Genomic DNA, 22,542 nt, shown 5'->3' on the forward strand with positions numbered 1-22,542 from the left:
CAGTAGTATTTGTGGACAAATGGGAGTATAATTCTCTTCGGCGGATCACCTGCCACCCAAGACAAGAGGAGCTGTGAAGAAGACATGTATGGATTATACGCGATTGGGTTCATCGCTGCCTGCATTATTGCAGTGCTGCTGACACCCCTAGTCAAAAAATTTGCCTTCTGGGTTGGAGCTGTAGATGCCCCTAACCATCGAAAAGTTCATACCCGAATTATGCCGCGTCTCGGAGGCATTGCTATTTTCCTTGCCTTTGTCGGAGCTTATTTCGTCGTCTCTCCAGCACTTGATGCCGTTAACTCCAATGCAGCGTTTGGTTTACTGCTCGGTGGGTTGGTTATCGTCATTACGGGGGCTTTGGATGACCGGTTTCAACTATCCCCAAAATGGAAGCTTCTTGGGCAGCTTATTGCTGCATGTATCGTTGTTTCCTTTGGTCTCAAAATCGATCTCGTTAACATTCCGTTCGGAGAGACGAACCTGCCTATCGGTTGGTTGAGTATCCCGATTACGATATTATGGATCGTCGGCGTATCCAATGCCATTAACCTGATTGACGGTCTCGATGGGCTGTCCGCGGGCGTATCTGGTATTGCTACCACTACGATTCTTATTTTAGCGCTTATGATGGGCAATGTGACTGTTATTCTATTGGCTGTGATCTTACTAGGAAGTATCGTGGGCTTCATGTTCTACAACTTCCATCCGGCCAAAATCTTTATGGGCGACTCAGGTGCCTTGTTCCTTGGCTTCGCACTTGCGACACTCTCGATCCTCGGCTTTAAACAAGCCGCCGTTGTATCGCTTTTAATCCCGATTATGATCCTTGGCGTACCCTTATCCGATACCTTCTTCGCGATTATGCGCCGTTACGTGAATAAATTGCCGATCTCGGCACCGGACAAAAGCCATCTTCATCATTGCTTGTTGCAGCTCGGCTTCAGCCATCGTACAAGCGTACTGATCATTTACGGGATTGCTTCCGTATTTGGCGGTAGTGCGGTTGTATGCTCAGTCTTCATTTCCCAGGATTCCACTTGGGGCTTGATCATGATTATTGTTGCCCTATTCCTTGTGATGCTCGTTGGAGCAGAAGCGATCGGCATCATCAGTAAAAGCCGCAAGCCGGTACTTAACTTCCTGCAGAGACTTGTAGGCAAGACGGTACAGAGTGACAAATAATCAGCACTTATAAATGGTTTCCTCAAATCCAACCTTCGGGTTGGATTTTTTTCCATTTTGTGAATTTTTTTCTTTCTCTAAACAATTGAGAGGTTTTGACCGATAAGAAAGGTAAAGAACTTTTGGTAGTACGCCGCGTCAAATCATGTAGAAGGATAGAAGGATTTGGGAGGGATTGTCGAAGAAAGTTTGTCTAACCGATGGTTAGCAGCATTGCCATGTCTATATGTATGATATTTTAAAGGACATAAGGAGGAACTAGCTTTGAAGACCAAGCAAAGAAATAAGTGGATTAGCATTAGCCTCATGGTTGCCATGTTGTTGGCCTTGCTTCCGCCACTCACGGCTTCGGCCGCGCCAGTTTTGAATATTACGAATTTGTACGTACATACGGATCCAAACCCTGCGGATCCCCCGGCAACCGAATTTAAAGACTCATCCGTTCAACGTTTTACTACAAATCCAATTACGCTGAGTGTAGACATCAATGGTATTCCGAGAGAACAAGTATCAGAGATTTATTATGAAATAACGAATGTAACCACAGGGATTACCACGCCTAATCGGACTAATCGGCCTGTAATAAATTCGGATAATAACAATCAAATTACATTTCAAAATGTAGAGCTGACAGAAGGCTTAAATAGAATCGTCATTAAGTTCGAAAGTACTTCAAGCATTCCATCCTTACCAGGCTGGGCATATTTCACCCCTGTTTCAAATATAACGAATCTAAAAATTAACGACGATATACTTACGGATGGGGGCATGTTTCCATCATCTGGCCCTTATACGAATGTAAATATCACTGGTAATGCTAACAATGCTTATCAAGTAAATGCTATCGTTAATGGTACTACTTATGAAGCATCAAATTTTTACAATGGTATCTTTACTTTCCTTACTAATACAGGCAGAACTACAGATATTAACTTAAAGCCAGGGGATAACCAGATTCAGTTTATCTCCAAGAATCCAACTAACTATTATACGACGAGCAGACAGTTTAAGTATGATAATGGTTTAGGATTTGCTTATAACGGAAATGTACGTTTTATGAGTGAAACAGTATCAGCTGATAAAAAGTTGATCACTGAGCCAACCTTAGAAAGTGCAACAGAGAAAGATATTACGTTCACAGCAGATATCAAGAACAGCAAAGGTAACATAACTGCAAGCGTACTTGATTATGTTTATGCAGAGATAAGCGTAGCAGGTGCTGCAAGCTTTCGTTATACGTTTGCCGATGGCACTATAAGTAATGTTAATGGAACATTATCTGGCGGTGGAGCTATTACTCCCGTAGTATCTCAAACAGCTAATACGTCGAAATACAATACCTATCATCTTTCAGTCAGTTTGCCGTTATCACTTAGTGCTACGACACAGCAAATAGAGATTAAACTCGTTACTTCCGCTGGGTATCCTAACACACCAACATCATACTTGTTTAACTACACGAATCCGGGTCTGCCTTATTTGAAGAGTGTTGCTCAAGAATTCAACCCGATTGGCGGTCCGCAATTTGAAGTTAATTTAAGTGAACAAGGCACGAGCCAGATCAATGAATTTCCTGCTAAACTTAATATCTATACAAATGCAAATACACAAAATGTAAACGTAAATATTCCTGGATTCGCTGGAAATGGCGACTACGCGGTAACACAAAGTTCTCCTGGTATTTATAAAGCGACAGTTGACTTGCATGATCTTACGGATGGACTGACAACCATGACTGTTTTACCGAAAGATGGCGCGGGAACACTGAATAATGCCGGAAGAAAGATTTATAGTTTGAATATCTCAGGAGCACCTTATGTCATTGTTAACAATCTTTACAATGGCAAAGTGGTAAAAAGCAAGGGAGAATTATCGTGCGGCGCAGTTGGTGGTCCTTGTATCACAGGTAAAATTGTGAATCTGCCTCCTGCTAATTATCCGCTTGTTAAACTGTCTATTAATGATGTTGACATTCCATTAAGCAAAACTACAGCTCCAATTGGCTCGTTAATTGATAGCAATGGCAATTTTACGATTACTGAGACTGCATTGAATGCACTATTCGGTGGCACTGCGTCTGGTACGACGTTCACTGGTTTGTTTGATGCTGATGGCAAAAAATCAATTAAGTTCTCTCTTTATTTAAAACCTGGTACAGAAGAAATATTAGTTACTCAATCGAATTATGATGTATTTGTACTTAGCGATTATGCACCTATTATTGAAAGATTAGTACCAAATGTTAATTTAACGCCATCTACAGATGGAGATACAACAGGTTCATATTTAACATCTTCCAGTGTGCTTCAATTAGCAGGTACATTGAGAAATGCTGAGTTGAATACGGAAGCAATTCTATATCTAAGGAAAGCTCCTTCAGGCGCTAGCATGACGCCTCCAACTTTAGTAGCGAATGGCGGAAAGCAAGAAGTCTCTGTTGACGGCAAATCCTATAAGCTTGATTTCGGAACAACGACTTATACAATGGATCAATACGGTGATTACGTTTTCGAGATTGTTGCTAAGAATAATTCTGGGCGTACAACTAGTAAAATGATCACAATTACGAAGCAGCCAGTTAGCTACATTCTATTACAACCAAACAATTTCGTGAAAAACGCCGATAAAATTGATCAAGCGAATGTGAACACGAACTTCCAGACTGTTATCATTCAAGCTGATGGTGCTGACTCTGTGTTATTTGGAAAAGTAGCGGCTATACAAACTGAGCCAGGTAAATTTAGATATGACGCAGCAAACCTTAAAGCCGGTAAAAATACAATAAGCTTTGAAATTACTCGCGGACCTAACAAAGTTAAGGGCACCTTCATCTTGATGAATCAGAATACACCAATTGAAGGTGCGCAGTTCAGAACCACATTAACATCTAAAATGAGCGTGTTTAACGGTGATCTTCAACTTACATTCCCAAAAGACACGAAATTGATGCGTAATGATAGAACCGCTTCTGAACAGTTTATTACAGCAGATCGTAAACTTGTATTCGGTATTGCTAATCAGGATGACGGACGTGTAGATAAAGCTTCCGAAATTGCGCTAGTAGGAACAAGGTTCCTACAAGAGCCTACTGGACGATTCAGACCTGCGAGTAAATTGTTCTGGGTGGATGCGGGGGAAGTAGATCTTTCTGCAGCTGACAATAATGATACGCTAAAAGCTGCGCTGCAAGGGACTGGAAATCTTCCGATACCTTCAAACCCTGGACCAGGTGAGAAGAACTTCTTCTCTCGTTATATCAAAAGCATTATGATTCCAACGCAACACGGAACGATGACTTTGAAATATGATTCAGATATAAGAACTGATTCATGGAAGTATGTTACTGTGTATCAGTATGCTACCTTCCTTGACCCAAGTGGCAGTGGTAATCAATATGTAGGTTGGAAAAACATCGGTGGCGTTGTTGATGCCAAATCTCATACCATCAAAGTGCCGGTTGAGACATTTGGATACTTCCAGGTTATGTACATGGATAACAGCTTTAATGATGTTACTTCGCACGACTGGGCACGTGATTACTTGGACGTCTTATATTCAAAAGGTGTCATGAATAACAAAACAACGGGGCAGTTCCTACCTAATGATGCAATTACTCGAGGTGAATTTGTAACTCTGTTGGTTAAAGGTTTTGATATACCTCTAATTAATGACGATACATCTTATCACACAAATGACCCAACAAATCCTAATTTCCAAGGTACATTTGCAGATGTTCGCAGAGGCTTAGGTTTACCGAATAGCAGCAGCTTGTTTGACTTTATGCACATTGAGGCTGGAGCTAGGACAGGTATTGTAAGAGGAAACTCTAATGGATTATTCTTGCCGAATAACTCGATCACGAGGGAAGATGCTGCAGTAATGATTGCTCGTGCTGCTAATATGAAAGTTAGCAGTGACATTGATAAGTCAATGACAAATCTGAAAAAACAATTTACAGATGCTGATGATAGCATCATGAGCACCTATGCTATGCCATCTATTGAGGCCGTAGTAAAAGCTGGGTATATGGATGGAATCAAGAATGTGCCTGTTGAGGGTCAAAAGAAAGATACTTTTAGCTTCGATCCAAGAGGTAATATGACAAGAGCGCAAGCATCCGCTATAGTATATCGCGTTATGCAGCAAAGTGGAAAGTTGCCTAAATAATAGGAAAGAGGCTGTGTCCGATCTAACGGATGCAGTCTTTTTTCTATTTAGAATAGGAATAGCGTTCGTTTAAGCTTATTTTAAGCTAACTTTTAGCTAGAATTCAGCTTCTCTACTTATTTAGTTCACAATTACGTTGTAAATTGTAAATGTGAGTGATACATGCACAAACCGATAATTATTTAACTAGTAAATCAATGCTACTGGAAAATACTTATCAATGAAATTTAGTATATACTCACGTATACTAAGTCGTGTAGCCGAGATGATAGCCGCGGAGCTACATAGAATCGGCTCAAAAATGATTCAAACTGTCGTCCCGTTGGTTATAAGTTTTTATAACAAAAAACTTTAAAATATTAGGAGGAAACAAAACTTTATGAAGAAAACACTTTCCGTAGTTCTTACATCCGCTATGGCTCTTTCCATGTTCTCATCCCTAGCATTCGCAGCGAAATCGTCTGCTGACTTTACAGATTTGAAAGACCTAGATGCTGCTACAAAAGCAAAATTTGATGCGATGATCTCCGCTGGTATTTTCGACGGTGTATCTGAAACAACATTCGGTCTGAAAGACGAAATGAACCGTGCACAATTCGCAAAAGTTGCTGCATTGATCATGAATCTTGATGTAAACAAAGATTTGAAAACTTCCAGCTTCACTGATGTTAGTGTTGACGATGCTGCTAACGGTTATGCACTTCCTTATATCGAAGCTTTGAAAACTGCTGGCGTAACTGATGGCTATGCTGAAGGTCAATATAACCCAGCTGGTAAAGTAACTAAAGAGCAACTAGCTACTTTCTTGGTTCGTGTTCTTGGTCAAGATGAAGCAGCTAAAGGCAAAACAGGTACAGATACAACTGTTTCTGGCTGGGCACAAGGTTATGTTGCATTAGCGCTTGAATTGAAACTTCTAACGAATGGCGAAACTGGTACATTCGGTGGCCAAGCTAACGCAACTCGTGATCTTCTATTAACTGGAGCTTATGAAGCAAAACAACAATACGTACCAGCTGGTAAAGTATCTGTAACGGGTGCGAAAGCAACTGGCGCGCAACAAGTAACAGTAACATTCAACAAACCAGTTGATACAGAAAAAGCTACATTGTCCTTGAAAAAAGGGACTAGCGAAGTCGTTACAACAACGAAATTTGCTGATGATAAGAAATCCGCGGTTCTAACATTGACTGATGTTAAAGTTGGCAATGGTGAGTACACAGTAACGGTTTCCGGTTTGGATGCAGCTACTGTTGAGAAAACTTCCGCAACTTTCACAGGTGAAGATGAAGTTCTTACAAAAATCGATTTCGTAAATGCTGGCGACACGCTTGCTTATGCAGATAAAACAATCGTTAAAGTAAAAGCTTCTAACCAATATGGCGAGAACGCAACAACAAACGCTGGTTCTTACAACGTGTACACGTCCGCTGCATCATTCACTAAAATCACAAAAGATACAGATGGTACTTTGTTGATTACTTTGGATACAGCAAACGAAAGCACAACACAAGGCGTATCTGTGATCCCAGTAACTATCGTTAATAACGACAGCCACATCACAGCTACGAAAAACTTCAAGTTGGGTACACAACCAATTTTGACGAAACTTGAGCTTGGTGAAGCGCGTTACTCCGTAGGTACAGCACTTAACGGTAAAGGCGAGAACGTGAAATTCGACCTTAACCTGTTTGACCAATACGGCGGTACAATCTCTTATGACTCTTTGATCAATGCAAAAGTATACAGCAACGGCAATACAAGCACTTCTAAATTGTTCGGTGACACTACGGTCATCTGGAATGACTACATCCCAGCTGAAGATGTGAAAACAGAAGTAGAAGATAACGGAAACGATATCCCGCAAGTTAAAATCTCATTAGTCAATGATGTAGACAAAGCTGGCGACTACAACTTCACCGTGTTCAACCAAGCGGCTACAGCAAGTGGTAAAGTATCCGTTCAATCTTCGAAACTTGCAAACAAAGTTGAAATTGGTGAGCTTAACGATGTTATCGCGGCTGGCGATACAGAAGTTTATGTACCAGTCGTTGCTTATGACGCAGCTGGCAACCAATTAAGCTTGGATGACCTGACTAGCGATCAAAACATTGAGCGTATCCAAGTGAACGTTTCTGGTGTTGAAGGTCAAACGACAGCAACCATTCAGGATTCCGGTGAGCACAGAGGTTCGATTAAATTGAACCAAATTAGCAACAACACTAAAGGTGCTGTATCGATTACAGCGATCATTGCAACAGCGAATGCAAGCAGCACATCAACAAAAACATTTACTGTAGCTGACGCTCGTGTACCTGATCACTTCAAAGTCGTAACAGATCCTGCGAAATCTGTTGTTAAAGGCGGTACATCTGATATCGAGCTTGCTGTTATTGACCAATACGGACAAGTACTTGATGATGCACACTTCACAGATAGCCAAGGTAACAATGCTCCAACTTATGTTGATGGTTCGAACAACAAGTATCAAGTAAAAGTTGATGTTACTGCTACAGGTACTGCTGCTGGTACGATCGGCCTGAGAAAAGGTGACGATAATGCTACTGCAATTACTTCTGCTACTTTTGGTAAAGGTGAAACAGCTGGTGACTTCGAAGCATTCAATGACGAGTACACACTGTTCACAACAGAAAATGCTACTGAAGGTGCAAAAGCGGATTACACAGCAACAATCACGAAAAACGGCACTGAAATTTCTAAATTGACTAAAACAATCACAGTTGCTAGCGCAACAGACGACCTGACTTACTCCGTGAACACTGTTCCAACTTTGTTCAACCTAAGTGATAGCGGCGTAGTTGTTGGATCAACTTATGGTACTGGTGGAACTGCTATCAGCGCTGATGACCTTAAAGACGTAACAAAATCTCAAGTATTTGCACAAGAAGTTAAACTTACGGCTAAGAATGCTTCTGGCGATACAGTAAAACTTCCAACCGGTACAATTACAGGCATTACAACATCTAACAACGCAGTTGCAAAAGTAGCACTTGTTGGTGGTAAAGCTTATGTTCTTGGTAACAAAACAGGTACGGCTACATTGAACGTATCTTACAAAACGATCAAAGGCGAAATCAAAACGGCTACTGTTGCTGTAACATCGAAAAATGATGCACTTGCAGTCGACAAAGTCGAAGCTGAAAGCACAATGGAAGTTGGTACAACTGGTGGCAATGCATTCATCGATTCAGATCTAACTGTTACTGATAACTACGGCGTTGAGTATGAGCAAGAAGATGCTCAAAAAGCTAATGGCGTACTGGGTGTAACGTTCTCAGCTAATGGCTACTCTTCAAACGTAACTTCAGTATCCATCGATGCAAATGGTAACATTACAGTAACGAAAACAAACGGCGATGCTGGATCATTTGATCTGACAATCACATCCCCAAGTGGTAAATCCGATGTTGTTACAGTAACAGTAAAATAAGATTAACTAGCACTTAAGAAAAGAAGGCCAATCGGCCTTCTTTTTTTTCATTTCACTAATGTGCTTTGCACAAATCACCATGGAAAATACTTATCAATGCTTTTATCGTCGGTCGATAGTATACTAAGTTGGTAGCCAAGTTGATATACGAAATGATATACGAAATCAAATGCGATTCACGCAAACATCAAGTTGATCCTCAGTTTTTATAACAAAAAACTTTTAAATATTAGGAGGAAACAAAACTTTATGAAAAAAACCCTTTCCGTAGTTCTTACATCCGCTATGGCTCTTTCCATGTTCTCATCCCTGGCATTCGCAGCGAAATCTTCTACTGACTTCACAGATTTGAAGGACCTGGATGCCGCTACAAAAGTTAAATTCGACGCAATGATCTCTGCAGGTATCTTCGACGGTGTATCTGAAACAACATTTGGTCTAAAAGATGAAATGAATCGCGCACAATTTGCTAAAGTTGCAGCACTAATCATGGGTCTTGACGTAAATAAAGATTTGAAAACATCGAGCTTCACTGACGTTAGTGTTGACGATGCAGCTAATGGTTATGCACTTCCTTATATTGAAGCTTTAAAAACAGTTGGCGTTACGGATGGTTATGCGGAAGGTCAATATAACCCAGCAGGTAAAGTAACTAAAGAACAATTAGCTACTTTCTTGGTACGCGTTCTTGGTCAAGACGAAGCAGCTAAAGGCAAAACAGGAACGGACACAACTGTATCCGGTTGGGCACAAGGTTATGTCGCATTAGCGCTTGAACTGAAACTTCTTACAAATGGCGAAGATGGCACTTTCGGCGGGCAAGCTAATGCAACTCGAGATCTTCTATTAACTGGAGCTTATGAAGCAAAGCAACAATACGTACCGGCTGGTAAAGTTTCTGTTACTGGTGCGAAAGCAGCAGGGGTACAGAAAGTTGAAGTTACTTTTAATAAACCGGTTGATACAGAAAAAGCGAAGTTGTCTTTGAAAAAGGGTAACGCTGACGTTGTAACAACTACGGCTTTCGCGGCAGATAAAAAATCTGCTGTTTTGACACTGACTGATGTAAAAATCAGCAATGGCGACTACACAGTAAATATGAGCGGTCTTGATGCAGCTGCCGTTGATAAAACAACAGCCACTTTCAAAGGTGAAGACGAAGTGATGAAAAACATCGAATTCGTATCCGCGAATGACACGATTGCTTATGCGGATAAAGTCATTGTTAAAGCTAAAGCTGTAAACCAATATGGTGAAGCTTCTTCAACAAATGCAGGCTCTTACGATGTGTATACCTCAGCTGCAACTTTCACTAAAATAACAAAAGACAATGATGGTACACTATTGATCACATTGGATACTAATACAAAAGACACAACGCAAGGCGTAACTGTGATTCCGGTAACGATCGTGAATAATGACAGCCACATTACAGTAACGAAGAACTTCAAGCTGGGCACGCAACCAATCTTAACAAAACTCGAGCTAGGCACAGCACGTTACTCCGTGGGTACAGCTCTAAATGCTAAAGGTGAGAATGCTGAGTTTGATTTGAACTTATACGACCAATATGGTTCTGTTATGTCCTATGAAATGCTATCTAGCTCAGACAAGCTCAAAGATACAAGCTTGATTTGGAATGACTATCTTGCAAGCGAAGATGTTAGCTACGTAATTGAAGACAACGGTAATGACATTCCGCAAGTGAAAATCTCCTTGCTTAAAGACATCGATAAATCCGGAGATTTCGGCTTCACTGTATTTAATCAAGCGGCAACTGCAACAGGTAAAGTGAGCATTCAATCAGCAAAATTAGCGACTAAAATAGAAATTGGCGACATGAATGATGTTATTGCTTCCGGAGATACAGAAGTATACGTTCCATTGATGGCATATGACGCAAAGGGCAATCAATTGAGTGCAGAAGATTTGGCAAGTGATGCAAATGTAGAACGCATTAGAGTGTCGATCTCTGGAGCAACGGGCAGCAGCACAATTGTAACTTCCGGTGAGCACAAGGGTATGATTAAGCTGGATAAAATTGACGCTGGTTCTAACGGAGCAGTATCTGTGACAGCAGTCATTGCAACTGCAAATGCAAGCAGCACGGCTACTAAAACGTACACAGTTCACGATGCTCGTATTGCTGACCATTTAAAAGAAGTAACAGTTCCAGGCAAGAATGCTGTAGCAGGGGCAACTTCTGACTTTGAGTTCAGTGTGATCGATCAATATGGTCAAGTACTGGATGATTCCAACTATGTAAATAGCAATGGTTCTGTAGTTCCAACAGCAGATGGCAATACGAAATATAGCGTAGTTGCAACAGCAGTGACCTATGATGTAAATGGCAAAGTTATTGACAATGCTACTGCTCATGTTGTTACTCCAAATGGAGACGTATTGACGAAGAATACGTATGAAAAAGGTACAAACGACTATAAAGTTTTCAATGACGAGTTCACTTTTGAAACAACGAAAGCTGCAAAAGAAGGAACTTACGTTAAGTTTATTGCTCAAATCCTTAAAGGCGATCAAGAGATTTCCAAAGTAGAAAGAACACTTACAGTTGTGGGTGAGAATGCAGACTTAACTTACAGCGTTGGAACCGTAGCACCATTGTTCAATGCTATGGACAGCGACGTAGTGAATGACAGTGAATTGGTAGTAGCAACAAGCAAACTGTCCCGTGAAGTAAAAATTAGTGCGAAGAATGCTGCGGGTGAGTCAGTTGAACTTCCAGCCGTGGCAACACAGATTACAACTTCAAACGCTAGTGTGGCACAGGTTGCGATGGGAACTGGTGAGGATGCAGGTAAAGCCTTCGTTCTTGGTAACAAAGAAGGTACTGCAACACTAAGTATTACGTACCAAACAGTTGATGGTAATGTTAAACAAGCAAGTGTACCTGTAACAGTGAAAAGCGATATGGTTGCTGTAGACAAGCTTGAAGCTGGAGAAACAGAAGCTACTATTTCCTCGGGAGCTAATGCTTATGCAGTAGCAGATCTAACTGTAACGGATAACTATGGTGTTGAGTACGACAAAGACGAAGCACCGACTTACAACTATTTGATGGGTCTGGCATTCTCAGCAGACAATGTAAAAGGAAAAGTGGAGATCGGTTCTGACGGAACAATCAAAGCGGACACTGGTACGACATTTGATTTGATCATCACATCACCAAATGGTAAGTCAACTGTAACATCAGTAATCGTTAAGTAATTTTAAAAAAAGAAGGCCCTTCGGGGTCTTCTTTTTTGTGTTTCTAGGAAGAGCCATCTATCAGTCTACTTGGAAAATACTTGTCAATGAATTAATAGCAAGATAATAGTATACTAATCCATGTAGACGAGGTGATAGACGAAAAGCTATACGAACAGTAGCAAGGTTGATTCAATTGTCGTCCTGTTGGTTGGTTTTGGTTGGTTATAAGTTTTTATAACAAAAAACTTTAAAATATTAGGAGGAAACAAACCTTTATGAAGAAAACTCTTTCCGTAGTTCTTACATCTGCTATGGCTCTTTCCATGTTCTCATCCCTAGCATTCGCAGCGAAATCATCTGCTGATTTCACAGATTTGAAAGACCTGGATGCCGCTACAAAAGCAAAATTTGATGCGATGATCTCCGCTGGTATTTTTGACGGTGTATCCGAAACAACATTTGGTCTGAAAGACGAAATGAACCGTGCGCAATTCGCAAAAGTTGCTGCATTGATCATGAATCTTGATGTAAACAAAGATTTGAAAACTTCTAGCTTCACTGACGTTAGTGTAACCGACGAAGCAAATGGTTATGCACTTCCTTACATCGAAGCTTTGAAAACTGCTGGCGTAACTGATGGCTATGCTGAAGGTCAATATAACCCGGCTGGTAAAGTAACTAAAGAACAACTAGCTACTTTCTTGGTACGTGTTCTTGGTCAAGACGAAGCAGCTAAAGGCAAAACAGGTACAGACACAACCGTATCCGGTTGGGCACAAGGTTATGTTGCATTGGCGCTTGAATTGAAACTTCTTGCTAATGGTGAAGATGGTACTTTCGGTGGCCAAGCTAACGCAACTCGTGATCTTCTATTAACTGGTGCTTATGAAGCGAAACAACAATACGTACCGGCTGGTAAAGTATCCGTAACAGGTGCTAAAGCAACAGGTGCGCAACAAGTAACAGTAACATTCAACAAACCAGTTGATGTTGAAAAAGCAAAATTGAGCTTGAAAAAAGGCACTAGCGAAGTCGTTACAACAACGAAATTTGCTGATGACAAGAAATCCGCGGTTCTAACATTGTCCGATGTTAAAGTAAGCAAAGGTGAGTATACAGTTACAGTTTCCGGTTTGGATGCAGCTACTGTTGAGAAAACGTCTGCAACTTTCACTGGTGAAGATGAAGTTCTTACAAAAATCGATTTCGTAAATGCTGGCGACACAATTGCTTATGCAGACAAAACAATCGTGAAAGTAAAAGCTTCTAACCAATATGGTGAGAATGCAACAACAAACGCTGGTTCTTACAACGTGTATACTTCCGCTGCAACATTCACTAAAATCACAAAAGATACAGATGGTACTTTGTTGATTACTTTGGATACAGCAAACGAAAGCACAACGCAAGGCGTGTCTGTGGTTCCAGTAACTATCGTTAACAACGACAGCCACATTACAGCTACGAAAAACTTCAAGTTGGGTACACAACCAATTTTAACGAAACTTGAACTTGGTGAAGCGCGTTACTCCGTAGGTACAGCACTTAATGGTAAAGGCGAGAACGTGAAGTTCGATCTTAACCTGTTTGACCAATACGGCGGTACAATTTCTTATGACTCTTTGATGAATGCCAAAGTATACAGCAAAGACAATACAAGCACTACTAAATTGTTCGGTGATACAACCGTGATCTGGAACGACTACATCCCGGCTGGAGATGTGAAAACAGAAGTAGAAGATAACGGTAACGATATTCCACAAGTTAAAATCTCATTAATCAATGATGTAGACAAAGCTGGCGATTACAGCTTCACCGTGTTCAACCAAGCGGCTACAGCAACTGGCAAAGTATCCGTTCAATCTTCGAAACTTGCAAACAAAGTTGAAATTGGTGAGCTTAACGATGTGATCGCGGCTGGCGACAAAGAAGTTTATGTACCAGTCGTTGCTTATGATGCTGCTGGCAACCAATTAAGCTTGGATGACCTGACCAGCGATGAAAACATTAAACGTATCCAAGTGAACGTTTCTGGTGTTGAAGGTCAAACAACAGCAAGCATCCTGGATTCCGGCGAGCATAGAGGTTCGATTAAATTAGATCAAATCAGCAACAACACAAAAGGTGCTGTATCCATTACAGCGATCATTGCAACAGCGAACGCAAGCAGCACATCAACAAAAACATTTACAGTTGCTGACGCTCGTGTACCTGATCACTTCAAAGTCGTAACAGAGCCTGCGAAATCCGTTGTTAAAGGTGGTAAATCTGCAATTGAGCTTGCAGTTATTGACCAATACGGACAAGTACTTGACGATGCGCACTACACAGATAACCAAGGTAACAATGCTCCAACGTATGTTGATGGTTCGAATAATAAATATCAAGTAAACGTCAAAGTGGTTGCTACAGGTACAGATGCTGATACGATTAGCCTTCTGAACCCAGCTGATAAAGCAGTCAATTCTGTGACTTTTGGTAAAGGTGAAACAGCTGGTGACTTCGAAGCATTCAATGACGAGTTCACGCTCTTCACAACAGATAAAGCTACTGAGGGTGCGAAAGCTGATTATACAGCAACAATCACGAAAAACGGCACTGAGATTTCTAAATTGACTAAAACAATCACAGTTGCTAGCGCGACAGACGACCTGACTTACTCCGTGAACGCTGTTCCAACATTGTTCAACCTGAGTGATAGCGGTGCTGTTGTTGGATCAACTTATGGTACTGATGGCAAAGAAATCAGCGCTGATGATCTTAAAGATGTAACGAAATCCCAAGTGTTTGCACGTGAAGTTAAACTTACGGCTAAGAATGCTTCTGGCGATACAGTAAAACTTCCAGCTGGTACAATTACAGGCATTACAACATCAAACAATGCAGTTGCAAAAGTAGCACTTGTTGGTGGTAAAGCTTATGTTCTTGGTAACAAAACAGGTACGGCTACATTGAACGTATCTTACAAAACGATTAAAGGCGAAATTAAAACAGCTACAGTTGCTGTAACATCCAAAAATGATGCACTTGCAGTCGACAAAGTTGAAGCTGAGAGCACAATGACAGTTGGTACAACTGGTGGCAATGCATACATCGATTCAGATCTAATTGTTACTGATAACTACGGCGTTGAGTATGAGCAAGAAGATGCTCAAAAAGCTAATGGCGTACTGGGTGTAACATTCTCAGCTAATGGTTACTCTTCCAACGTAACTTCAGTATCCATCGATGCAAATGGTGGCATTAATGTAACCAAAACATCTGATACTGATGGGTCATTTGATCTGACAATCACATCTCCAAGTGGTAAATCCGATGTTGTTACAGTAACTGTAACAGGTAAAGCTAACAACAAATAAGATGAACTAGCGTTTTTATAAAAAAAGAAGGCCAATTGGCCTTCTTTTTTGTTTATACAGCTATTATGTACATATACATCCGCATTTATGATGAGGTTTTTCGGTGAAACACTCCTGTGGGGCTAAGTGGAATTACATTTGAACATTCACGGATATTTGGGTGCTTTCAAATAATTAAAAAGTTTTTTTGAATAATCGCAACTTTTTCGCACCCAGTGCGTTTAATACTTTGAAAGCAAGGAAATAATAAAGAGTTAACCAGATAATAACTAGCCTTACAGATATCACAAAATAACTCTTTACGACGCTATTCGACCAATGTATAATGTAAATTGGTGTGGGTGTCTTTCTTCCTACTTTACGTTTACTAGTTTCCAATGTAGCTACTAGAGCTGCACGCGAACTTAGTTATATAACGCTCTAACTCTGGAAAGGGGGTGAACCAAACTATGAGTAAATCGAGCTCAAATATTACTAGCTTTATCCAAAAAAATAAAACCAAAGATATTCAAGGAGGAGAAAAAAAGGTTATGAAGAAAAGTTTATCCGTAGTTCTTTCTACAGCAATGGCATTATCTATGTTTTCGTCCCTAGCATTCGCAGCGAAATCCTCTGCTGATTTCACAGATCTTAAAGATCTTGACGCAGCTACTAAAGCAAAATTTGATGCAATGATCAGCGCAGGTATTTTTGATGGAGTGAGCGAAACTACATTTGGTCTTAAAGACGAAATGAACCGTGCTCAATTCGCAAAAGTTGCAGCTTTGATCACTGGTATCGAAGTAAACAAAGACCTTAAAACTTCCAGCTTCTCCGATGTTAAAGTTGACGACGCTGCTAACGGCTACGCTCTTCCTTACATCGAAGCTTTGAAAACTGCTGGTATTACTGACGGCTATGCTGAAGGTGAATACAACCCAGCTGGTAAAGTAACAAAAGAGCAATTGGCTACTTTCTTGGTTCGCGTACTAGGTAAAGATGCTGATGCTAAAGGTAAAACTGGTACTGATACAACTGTTTCTGACTGGGCACAAGGCTATGTAGCACTTGCTCTTGAGTTGAAACTTCTTCCTGCTGGCGACGCTGGTAAATTCGGTGGCCAATCCAACGCAACTCGTGACCTACTTCTTACTGGTGCATACGAAGCGAAAGCTCAATACGTAGCTCCTGGTAAAGTATCCGTTACAGGTGCAAAAGCTACTGGTGCTCAACAAGTAACAGTAACTTTCAACAAACCAGTTGACACTGACAAAGCAAAAATCGCTTTGAAAAAAGGTACATCTGATGTAGCTACAACTGTTAAATTTGCAGATGACAAGAAATCCGCAGTTTTGACATTGACTGACGTTAAAGTTGGCAAAGGTGAGTACACAGTAACAGTTTCCGGTTTGGATGAAGCTACTGTTGACAAAACTACAGCAACATTCACTGGTGAAGACGAAGTTCTTACAAAAATCGACTTCGTAAACGCTGGCGATACAATTGCTTACGCTGACAAAACTATCGTTAAAGTAAAAGCTTCCAACCAATACGGTGAGAACGCAACTACTAACGCTGGTTCTTACAACGTTTACACATCTGCAGCAACATTCACAAAAATCACTAAAGATCTTGATGGTACTTTGTTGATTACTTTGGATACAGCAAATGAGAGCACAACTCAAGGTGTATCTGTAATCCCTGTAACTATCGTTAACAATGATAGCCACATTACAGCTACTAAAAACTTCAAGTTGGGTACACAACCAATCTTGACTAAACTTGAGCTTGGTACAGCTCGTTACTCCGTAGGTGACTCTTTGAACGGTAAAGGCGAAAACGTTAAATTCGACCTTAACTTGTTTGACCAATACGGCGGTACAATCTCCTATGATTCTTTGATCAATGCTAAAGTATATAGCAAAGACAATACTAGCACTGCTAAATTGTTTGGAGAAACAACTCTTATCTGGAATGACTACATTTCAACTGAAAACATTAAAGTAGAATTCGAAGATAACGGAAGTGATATCCCGCAAGTTAAGATCTCCTTGAACAATGATCTTGACAAAGCTGGTGATTACAACTTCACAGTGTTTAACCAAGCAGCTACAGCTACTGGTAAAATCTCCATTAAATCTTCTAAAGTTGCTAACAAAGTTGAAATCGGCGATCTTAACGATGTAATTGCTGCTGGCGACAAAGATGTATACATTCCAGTTGTTGCTTATGATGCTGCAGGAACTCAACTTAGCCTAGATGACCTGACTAGCGACCAAAATATCGAACGCATCAAAATTAACGTTTCTGGTGTTACTGGCCAAAATACTGCTACAATTCTAGATTCCGGTGAGCACAGAGGAAGCATTAAATTGGGCCAAATTGCCAACAGTGCTAAAGGCGCAGTTTCTGTTACTGCAATCATCGCAACAGCTAATGCAAGCAGCACTTCGACTAAAACTTTCACAGTTGCTGACGCTCGTGTACCTGATCACTTCAAAGTAGTAACTGATTCTGCAAAACAAGCTGTTCAAGGTGGTACTTCAGCAATCGAACTTGCTGTTATTGACCAATATGGTAAAACACTTGACGATGCTAACCACACAGACAGCCAAGGTAACGCTGTTCAGGATTGGAGTACTGGTCTTAACAAGTATGAAGTGACTGTAAGTGTAGCAACTTACGACGCTACTGGAACTAGCTACACTGATTTTGGTTTGAAAGACGCAAAAGGAGCTCCGATTAATGGCTCCGTTACTTATGGCAAAGATGTCAATGGTGACTTCGACGCTTTCAATGGCGAGTTCACATTGTTTACCAGCCTAAAAACTGATGCAACAGCTACAGCACCTGCAAAAGCTTTGACACCTCAAGGTGCACGTGCTGAGTATACAGCAAAAATCACTAAAAACGGTGTTGAGATCTCCAAGTTGACTAGAACATTCACTGTTGCTAAGTCTACTGACGATCTGACTTACTCCGTAAACGCTGTTCCTACATTGTTCAACTTGAGCGATAGCGGTGTTGTCGTTGATACTGTATATGGAAATGGTCAAAAAGCGCTTGCGGCTGAACTTAAAGATGTTACTTTGTCTCAAGTATTTGCACGCGAAGTTAAACTTAGTGCAAAAAATGCTTCTGGTGATGTTGTGAAACTTCCTGCTTACACAATTCAAAGCATTAGTACTTCCAACAATGCCGTTGCTAAAGTATTCTTTAACCCACTTAATGGTAAGGCTTATGTTCTTGGTAACAAAACTGGTACTGCAACATTGAACGTATCTTACAAAACTATTAAAGGCGAAATCAAGCAAACAACAGTTTCTGTAACATCTAAAAATGATGCATTGGCAGTTGATAAAGTTGAAGCTGACAGCACGATGAAAATTAACGAAACTGGTTTCAACGCTTTCATGAAACCTGACCTAATTGTTACAGACAACTATGGTAAAGAGTACGAGCAAGATGTAGCTCAAAAAGCTAACGGCGTACTTGGTGTTACTTTCTCTGCAAGCAACTTCTCTTCCAACATCAGTAATGTAGTTGTTGACGCTGCTGGTAACATCACAGTAACTAGAATTGCTGATAAAGATGGAGTTAAGCAAGATGCTGCATTTGATCTGACAATTACATCCCCAAGCGGTAAATCCGATGTAGTTGCAGTTACAGTTACAACCGCTGTACAACCGCAATAATTATTAGCTAACGCTAAATAAAAAGAAGGCCCAGTGGCCTTCTTTTTATTTTTGTATAAATGTAGTATGCACATATTTATTGGTATTTATAATGTTCTTTTGACTGTTTTCAATACTGTTGAATAAGCTGATTTGTAGACTGGAATTAATCTGTGTGTCGTTCTTTCGGGTTATCCAGATCTTTAATAGCTCTTTGGTTTGCCCAACCGATTCGAATACTTTGGACTGGCTGGAGAGTATTTCATTAATACCAGTATCTGCACCATATTGTTTATAGACGGAAGTAGCAAACTCCAAAGATTTGTTGTATTCATCCGTTAGCTCCAAATAATCACGATCAAGTAGATTTTTAAGGTCAGGTACTTGATCAAGATCCATGTATTGCTGCAGTTTACTAGCAAACATATAAATTTGCATATCCGTGTCACTCAGCCAATTATAAGCATTTGCTATAGATGAATCTTTTGAATCATTCTCACTTTGTTCATTCTTCAAAGAAACATTCACACTATACGTCGAATCGTCCCAAGCAACATCGGCACCAAGCTGCCTCAACATATAAATCGGTACCATCGTTCTTCCGTTGTAATTGATAGCTGGAACATCTTCTACCTTTAGCTCACTTCCATTCGTAGTTACACTTACGATGGGGTTACCTTCGAAATCACTGCGGATCGAGGAAGCGTTGACGGTGCTTGTGATAAAGAATAAAATCATAGTGACTGTTAGTAACTTTTTCATAGACTCACTCCATTTGCTAAATTATTTTATTGCAAATAATTCGACAAAAGAAGTAAGATAACCTTTAATTTTACAAATCATGATGACAGGAGACGTAATAGCGAATGAAAATGAACAAAATGATTTTGGCAACAGGCGGCGCTATTTTACTATTATCCACTTCTATCTCAGTCTCTCAAGCTGAAGCTCCAACACCAGGCTCGTCCACCGACCCGGTGATCACAAAGAGCTACTTCGACCAGAACACCTTAAGCGAAGCCAAGGTGAAGGATCTCATCGCCTCCGCGATCGCTGCTAACGCTGGCGGAAGCCAGCCTGGCAGTGGGAGCAACGGAGGCACAGGCACTGCCCCAACGCCAGCGGCGATGAAGGTTGTCCAATTGGCAAATGGACAAACGCTCTACGCCGGCGCTGGCGCGGAATTTATCGTGCGAAGCGGCAGGGTCCTCGCCGTGAGCAACGATGATAACGGCATCCCGGATGTGACGGGAGGCAAGGATCTTCCAGCGGGGACGGAAGTCGCGCTGAACCATCTTTTGATTTTTCCGACTGAGGGACGTGGTATAAAGCCATCACCGAAAAATACGGCAGACATTTTTGTCATGGTGCGCGGCAGTTATTTACTATTAAATGCAGATGGAAGTACGGCTGAAAAATAAAGTCTTTTTAAAAGTAAATGAAGATTAGTCATCTCCATAATTTTACCCTTAATGACAACTTCTTATGAGGTTCGAGTTTGAGAATCTAGCCATAATAAAGGTGTCCCCACTTGGGTCAGCTGCTTGCGGAGCTTGGTTTTTAATAATAAAAACTCTAAGGAGGCGTTTATTATGGCTAGAAGTAACAACAAGTTGGTTCCTCAATCAAAAAAGGCGCTAGATGCACTAAAATACGAGATTGCTGCAGAATTAGGATTGCCGGTGGGTAAGCACATGTCGTTAAGTGCGGACACGGAGTTCGCGACGGAGCTAGGCTCTATTCCTTCTTCCTCAGTGAAAGAAGACTATTGGGGTCACATCTCTTCAAGAGATACAGGGGCTGTTGGGGGAACTATAACGAAAAGGCTGATCCAACGAGCTGAAGAAGCCTTGTTTTCTCTCTAATATTAGAAATTATTCATAATTTATTCACGACTACATTCATTGACACTAGACGACAAATAAAGTAAGATAACTAATTGAAGGTCAATGTTTAATTTAACCTTTTCCAATCGGGAAAGGTTCATTTTTTTGTTGTCTTTATTCATTAGATTGTATTAAATTTTTAGCAGTACGGAATTCAAAGTTCTTGTCAGCGCAGAGCGCAAAAGAGGGATTCCGTTTGGCGTGAAAAGCTGCCGCTAAAGCCGGGCCCACTTTTTTTCATATAGAGGCATCGAGTAGAAGCTTTTCAAACATACTAAATGATATTAGGAGGATGAATGATATGGCGCAAGTACGTGGACGTCGTTTATTTACATCCGAATCCGTAACAGAAGGTCATCCGGATAAAATTTGTGACCAAATTTCTGACTCGGTATTGGATGCATTTCTTGCTAATGATCCGAATGCTCGTGTAGCATGTGAGGTATCTGTAGCAACTGGTTTGGTTTTGGTAATCGGTGAGATTACTTCTAGCTCTGAATATGTGGATATTCAAGCAATTGCAAGACAAACAATCAAAGAAATTGGTTATACACGTGCTAAATACGGATTCGATTCCCAAACATGTGCGGTTCTCGTTTCTTTGAATGAACAATCACCTGACATTGCCCAAGGCGTTAACAGAGCTCTTGAAGCAAGAGAAGGTTCTATGTCCGATGAAGAAATTGAAGCAATTGGTGCTGGTGACCAAGGTCTGATGTTCGGTTTCGCAGTTAATGAGACTCCTGAACTTATGCCACTTCCGATTTCGATTTCTCACCAATTGGCTCGTCGTTTGACAGAAGTTCGCAAAGATGGAACTCTTCCATACCTGCGTCCTGATGGTAAAACACAAGTAACTGTTGAGTACATTGACGACAAACCTGTTCGTGTAGATGCTATCGTTGTTTCCACACAGCATGGTGAAGAAGTTACTTTGGAGCAAATCCAAAATGATATTAAAGAGCATGTTATTGCTCCAATCGTTCCAGCACACTTGTTGGATGATAAAACAAACTATTTCATCAACCCAACTGGCCGTTTCGTAATCGGCGGACCTCAAGGGGATGCTGGTTTGACTGGTCGTAAAATTATCGTTGATACGTATGGCGGTTATGCACGTCACGGCGGCGGTGCTTTCTCTGGTAAGGATCCAACAAAAGTTGACCGTTCCGGTGCATACGCAGCACGTTATGTTGCGAAAAACATCGTGGCAGCTGGACTTGCCGAAAAATGTGAAGTTCAACTGGCTTACGCAATCGGTGTTGCGCGTCCGGTATCCATTGCTGTGGATACATTTGGTACGGCTAAAGTGAGCGAGGAGAAGCTAGTTGAGCTGATCCACAAAAACTTTGACCTTCGCCCAGCGGGTATCATTAAAGAGCTTGATCTGCGTCGTCCAATCTACCGTCAAACAGCTGCATACGGTCACTTTGGCCGTAATGACCTGGATGTTCCTTGGGAGCGTACAGACAAAGCTGAGCTTTTGAAAGCTCAAGCATTAGTTTAATATAACTAGAAAAGTCGTCCTAATAAGGACGGCTTTTACTTTATAGTAAAATAGAACATATGTTTGACTGTCAATATAAAAAATGGTAATATATACATATGTTCCATTGATTTTTCATCACGAGCAA

General features: G+C 40.9%; 10 protein-coding genes. 9 read left to right on the forward strand and 1 reads right to left on the reverse strand.

Annotated features, from left to right (window positions below):
* Positions 1 to 84 precede the first annotated feature (84 nt).
* The 6 genes from AC58VC_RS31695 to AC58VC_RS31720 all read left to right on the forward strand — a co-directional run bounded on the left by AC58VC_RS31695 (position 85) and on the right by AC58VC_RS31720 (position 19,043).
* The gene (locus tag AC58VC_RS31695; protein ID WP_497374851.1) at positions 85 to 1,185 is read left to right on the forward strand and encodes a glycosyltransferase family 4 protein; all 1,101 of its coding nucleotides are present in this window, start codon (positions 85 to 87) and stop codon (positions 1,183 to 1,185) included.
* 264 nt (positions 1,186 to 1,449) lie between these two features.
* On the forward strand, positions 1,450 to 5,352 hold the full coding sequence (locus tag AC58VC_RS31700; protein WP_497374853.1) for an S-layer homology domain-containing protein: 3,903 nt from the start codon (positions 1,450 to 1,452) through the stop codon (positions 5,350 to 5,352).
* A gap of 379 nt (positions 5,353 to 5,731) precedes the next feature.
* Positions 5,732 to 8,803, forward strand: a complete 3,072-nt coding sequence (locus AC58VC_RS31705; protein ID WP_497374855.1) for an S-layer homology domain-containing protein — start codon at positions 5,732 to 5,734, stop codon at positions 8,801 to 8,803.
* A 249-nt stretch (positions 8,804 to 9,052) separates the two neighbouring features.
* Positions 9,053 to 12,028 (forward strand): S-layer homology domain-containing protein, encoded by a 2,976-nt coding sequence (locus AC58VC_RS31710; protein ID WP_497374857.1) that lies wholly within the window; start codon positions 9,053 to 9,055, stop codon positions 12,026 to 12,028.
* 305 nt (positions 12,029 to 12,333) lie between these two features.
* Positions 12,334 to 15,369 carry an S-layer homology domain-containing protein gene (locus AC58VC_RS31715; protein WP_497374859.1) on the forward strand — a complete coding sequence of 1,012 codons (3,036 nt, stop codon included), beginning with the start codon at positions 12,334 to 12,336 and terminating at the stop codon, positions 15,367 to 15,369.
* Positions 15,370 to 15,818: 449 nt separating this feature from the next.
* Positions 15,819 to 19,043 carry an S-layer homology domain-containing protein gene (locus AC58VC_RS31720; protein ID WP_497374861.1) on the forward strand — a complete coding sequence of 1,075 codons (3,225 nt, stop codon included), beginning with the start codon at positions 15,819 to 15,821 and terminating at the stop codon, positions 19,041 to 19,043.
* Positions 19,044 to 19,088: 45 nt separating this feature from the next.
* On the opposite strand, the gene AC58VC_RS31725 is transcribed toward AC58VC_RS31720, so the two are convergent.
* Positions 19,089 to 19,784, reverse strand: a complete 696-nt coding sequence (locus AC58VC_RS31725) for a stalk domain-containing protein (RefSeq protein ID WP_497374863.1) — start codon at positions 19,782 to 19,784, stop codon at positions 19,089 to 19,091.
* Between the two features lie 104 nt (positions 19,785 to 19,888).
* On the opposite strand from AC58VC_RS31725, the gene AC58VC_RS31730 reads away from it, so the two are divergent.
* The 3 genes from AC58VC_RS31730 (at position 19,889) to metK (ending at position 22,415) form a co-directional block, all read left to right on the forward strand.
* Positions 19,889 to 20,443, forward strand: coding sequence for a hypothetical protein (locus tag AC58VC_RS31730; protein WP_497374865.1), 555 nt, complete (start codon positions 19,889 to 19,891; stop codon positions 20,441 to 20,443).
* 171 nt (positions 20,444 to 20,614) lie between these two features.
* Positions 20,615 to 20,887 (forward strand): alpha/beta-type small acid-soluble spore protein, encoded by a 273-nt coding sequence (locus tag AC58VC_RS31735; RefSeq protein WP_497374867.1) that lies wholly within the window; start codon positions 20,615 to 20,617, stop codon positions 20,885 to 20,887.
* A 322-nt stretch (positions 20,888 to 21,209) separates the two neighbouring features.
* Entirely contained in the window at positions 21,210 to 22,415 is a 1,206-nt protein-coding gene (metK, locus tag AC58VC_RS31740) for a methionine adenosyltransferase (RefSeq protein WP_497374869.1), read from the forward strand.
* Positions 22,416 to 22,542: the final 127 nt, after the last annotated feature.

It is taken from the genome of Paenibacillus sp. J22R67, assembly GCF_059692175.1.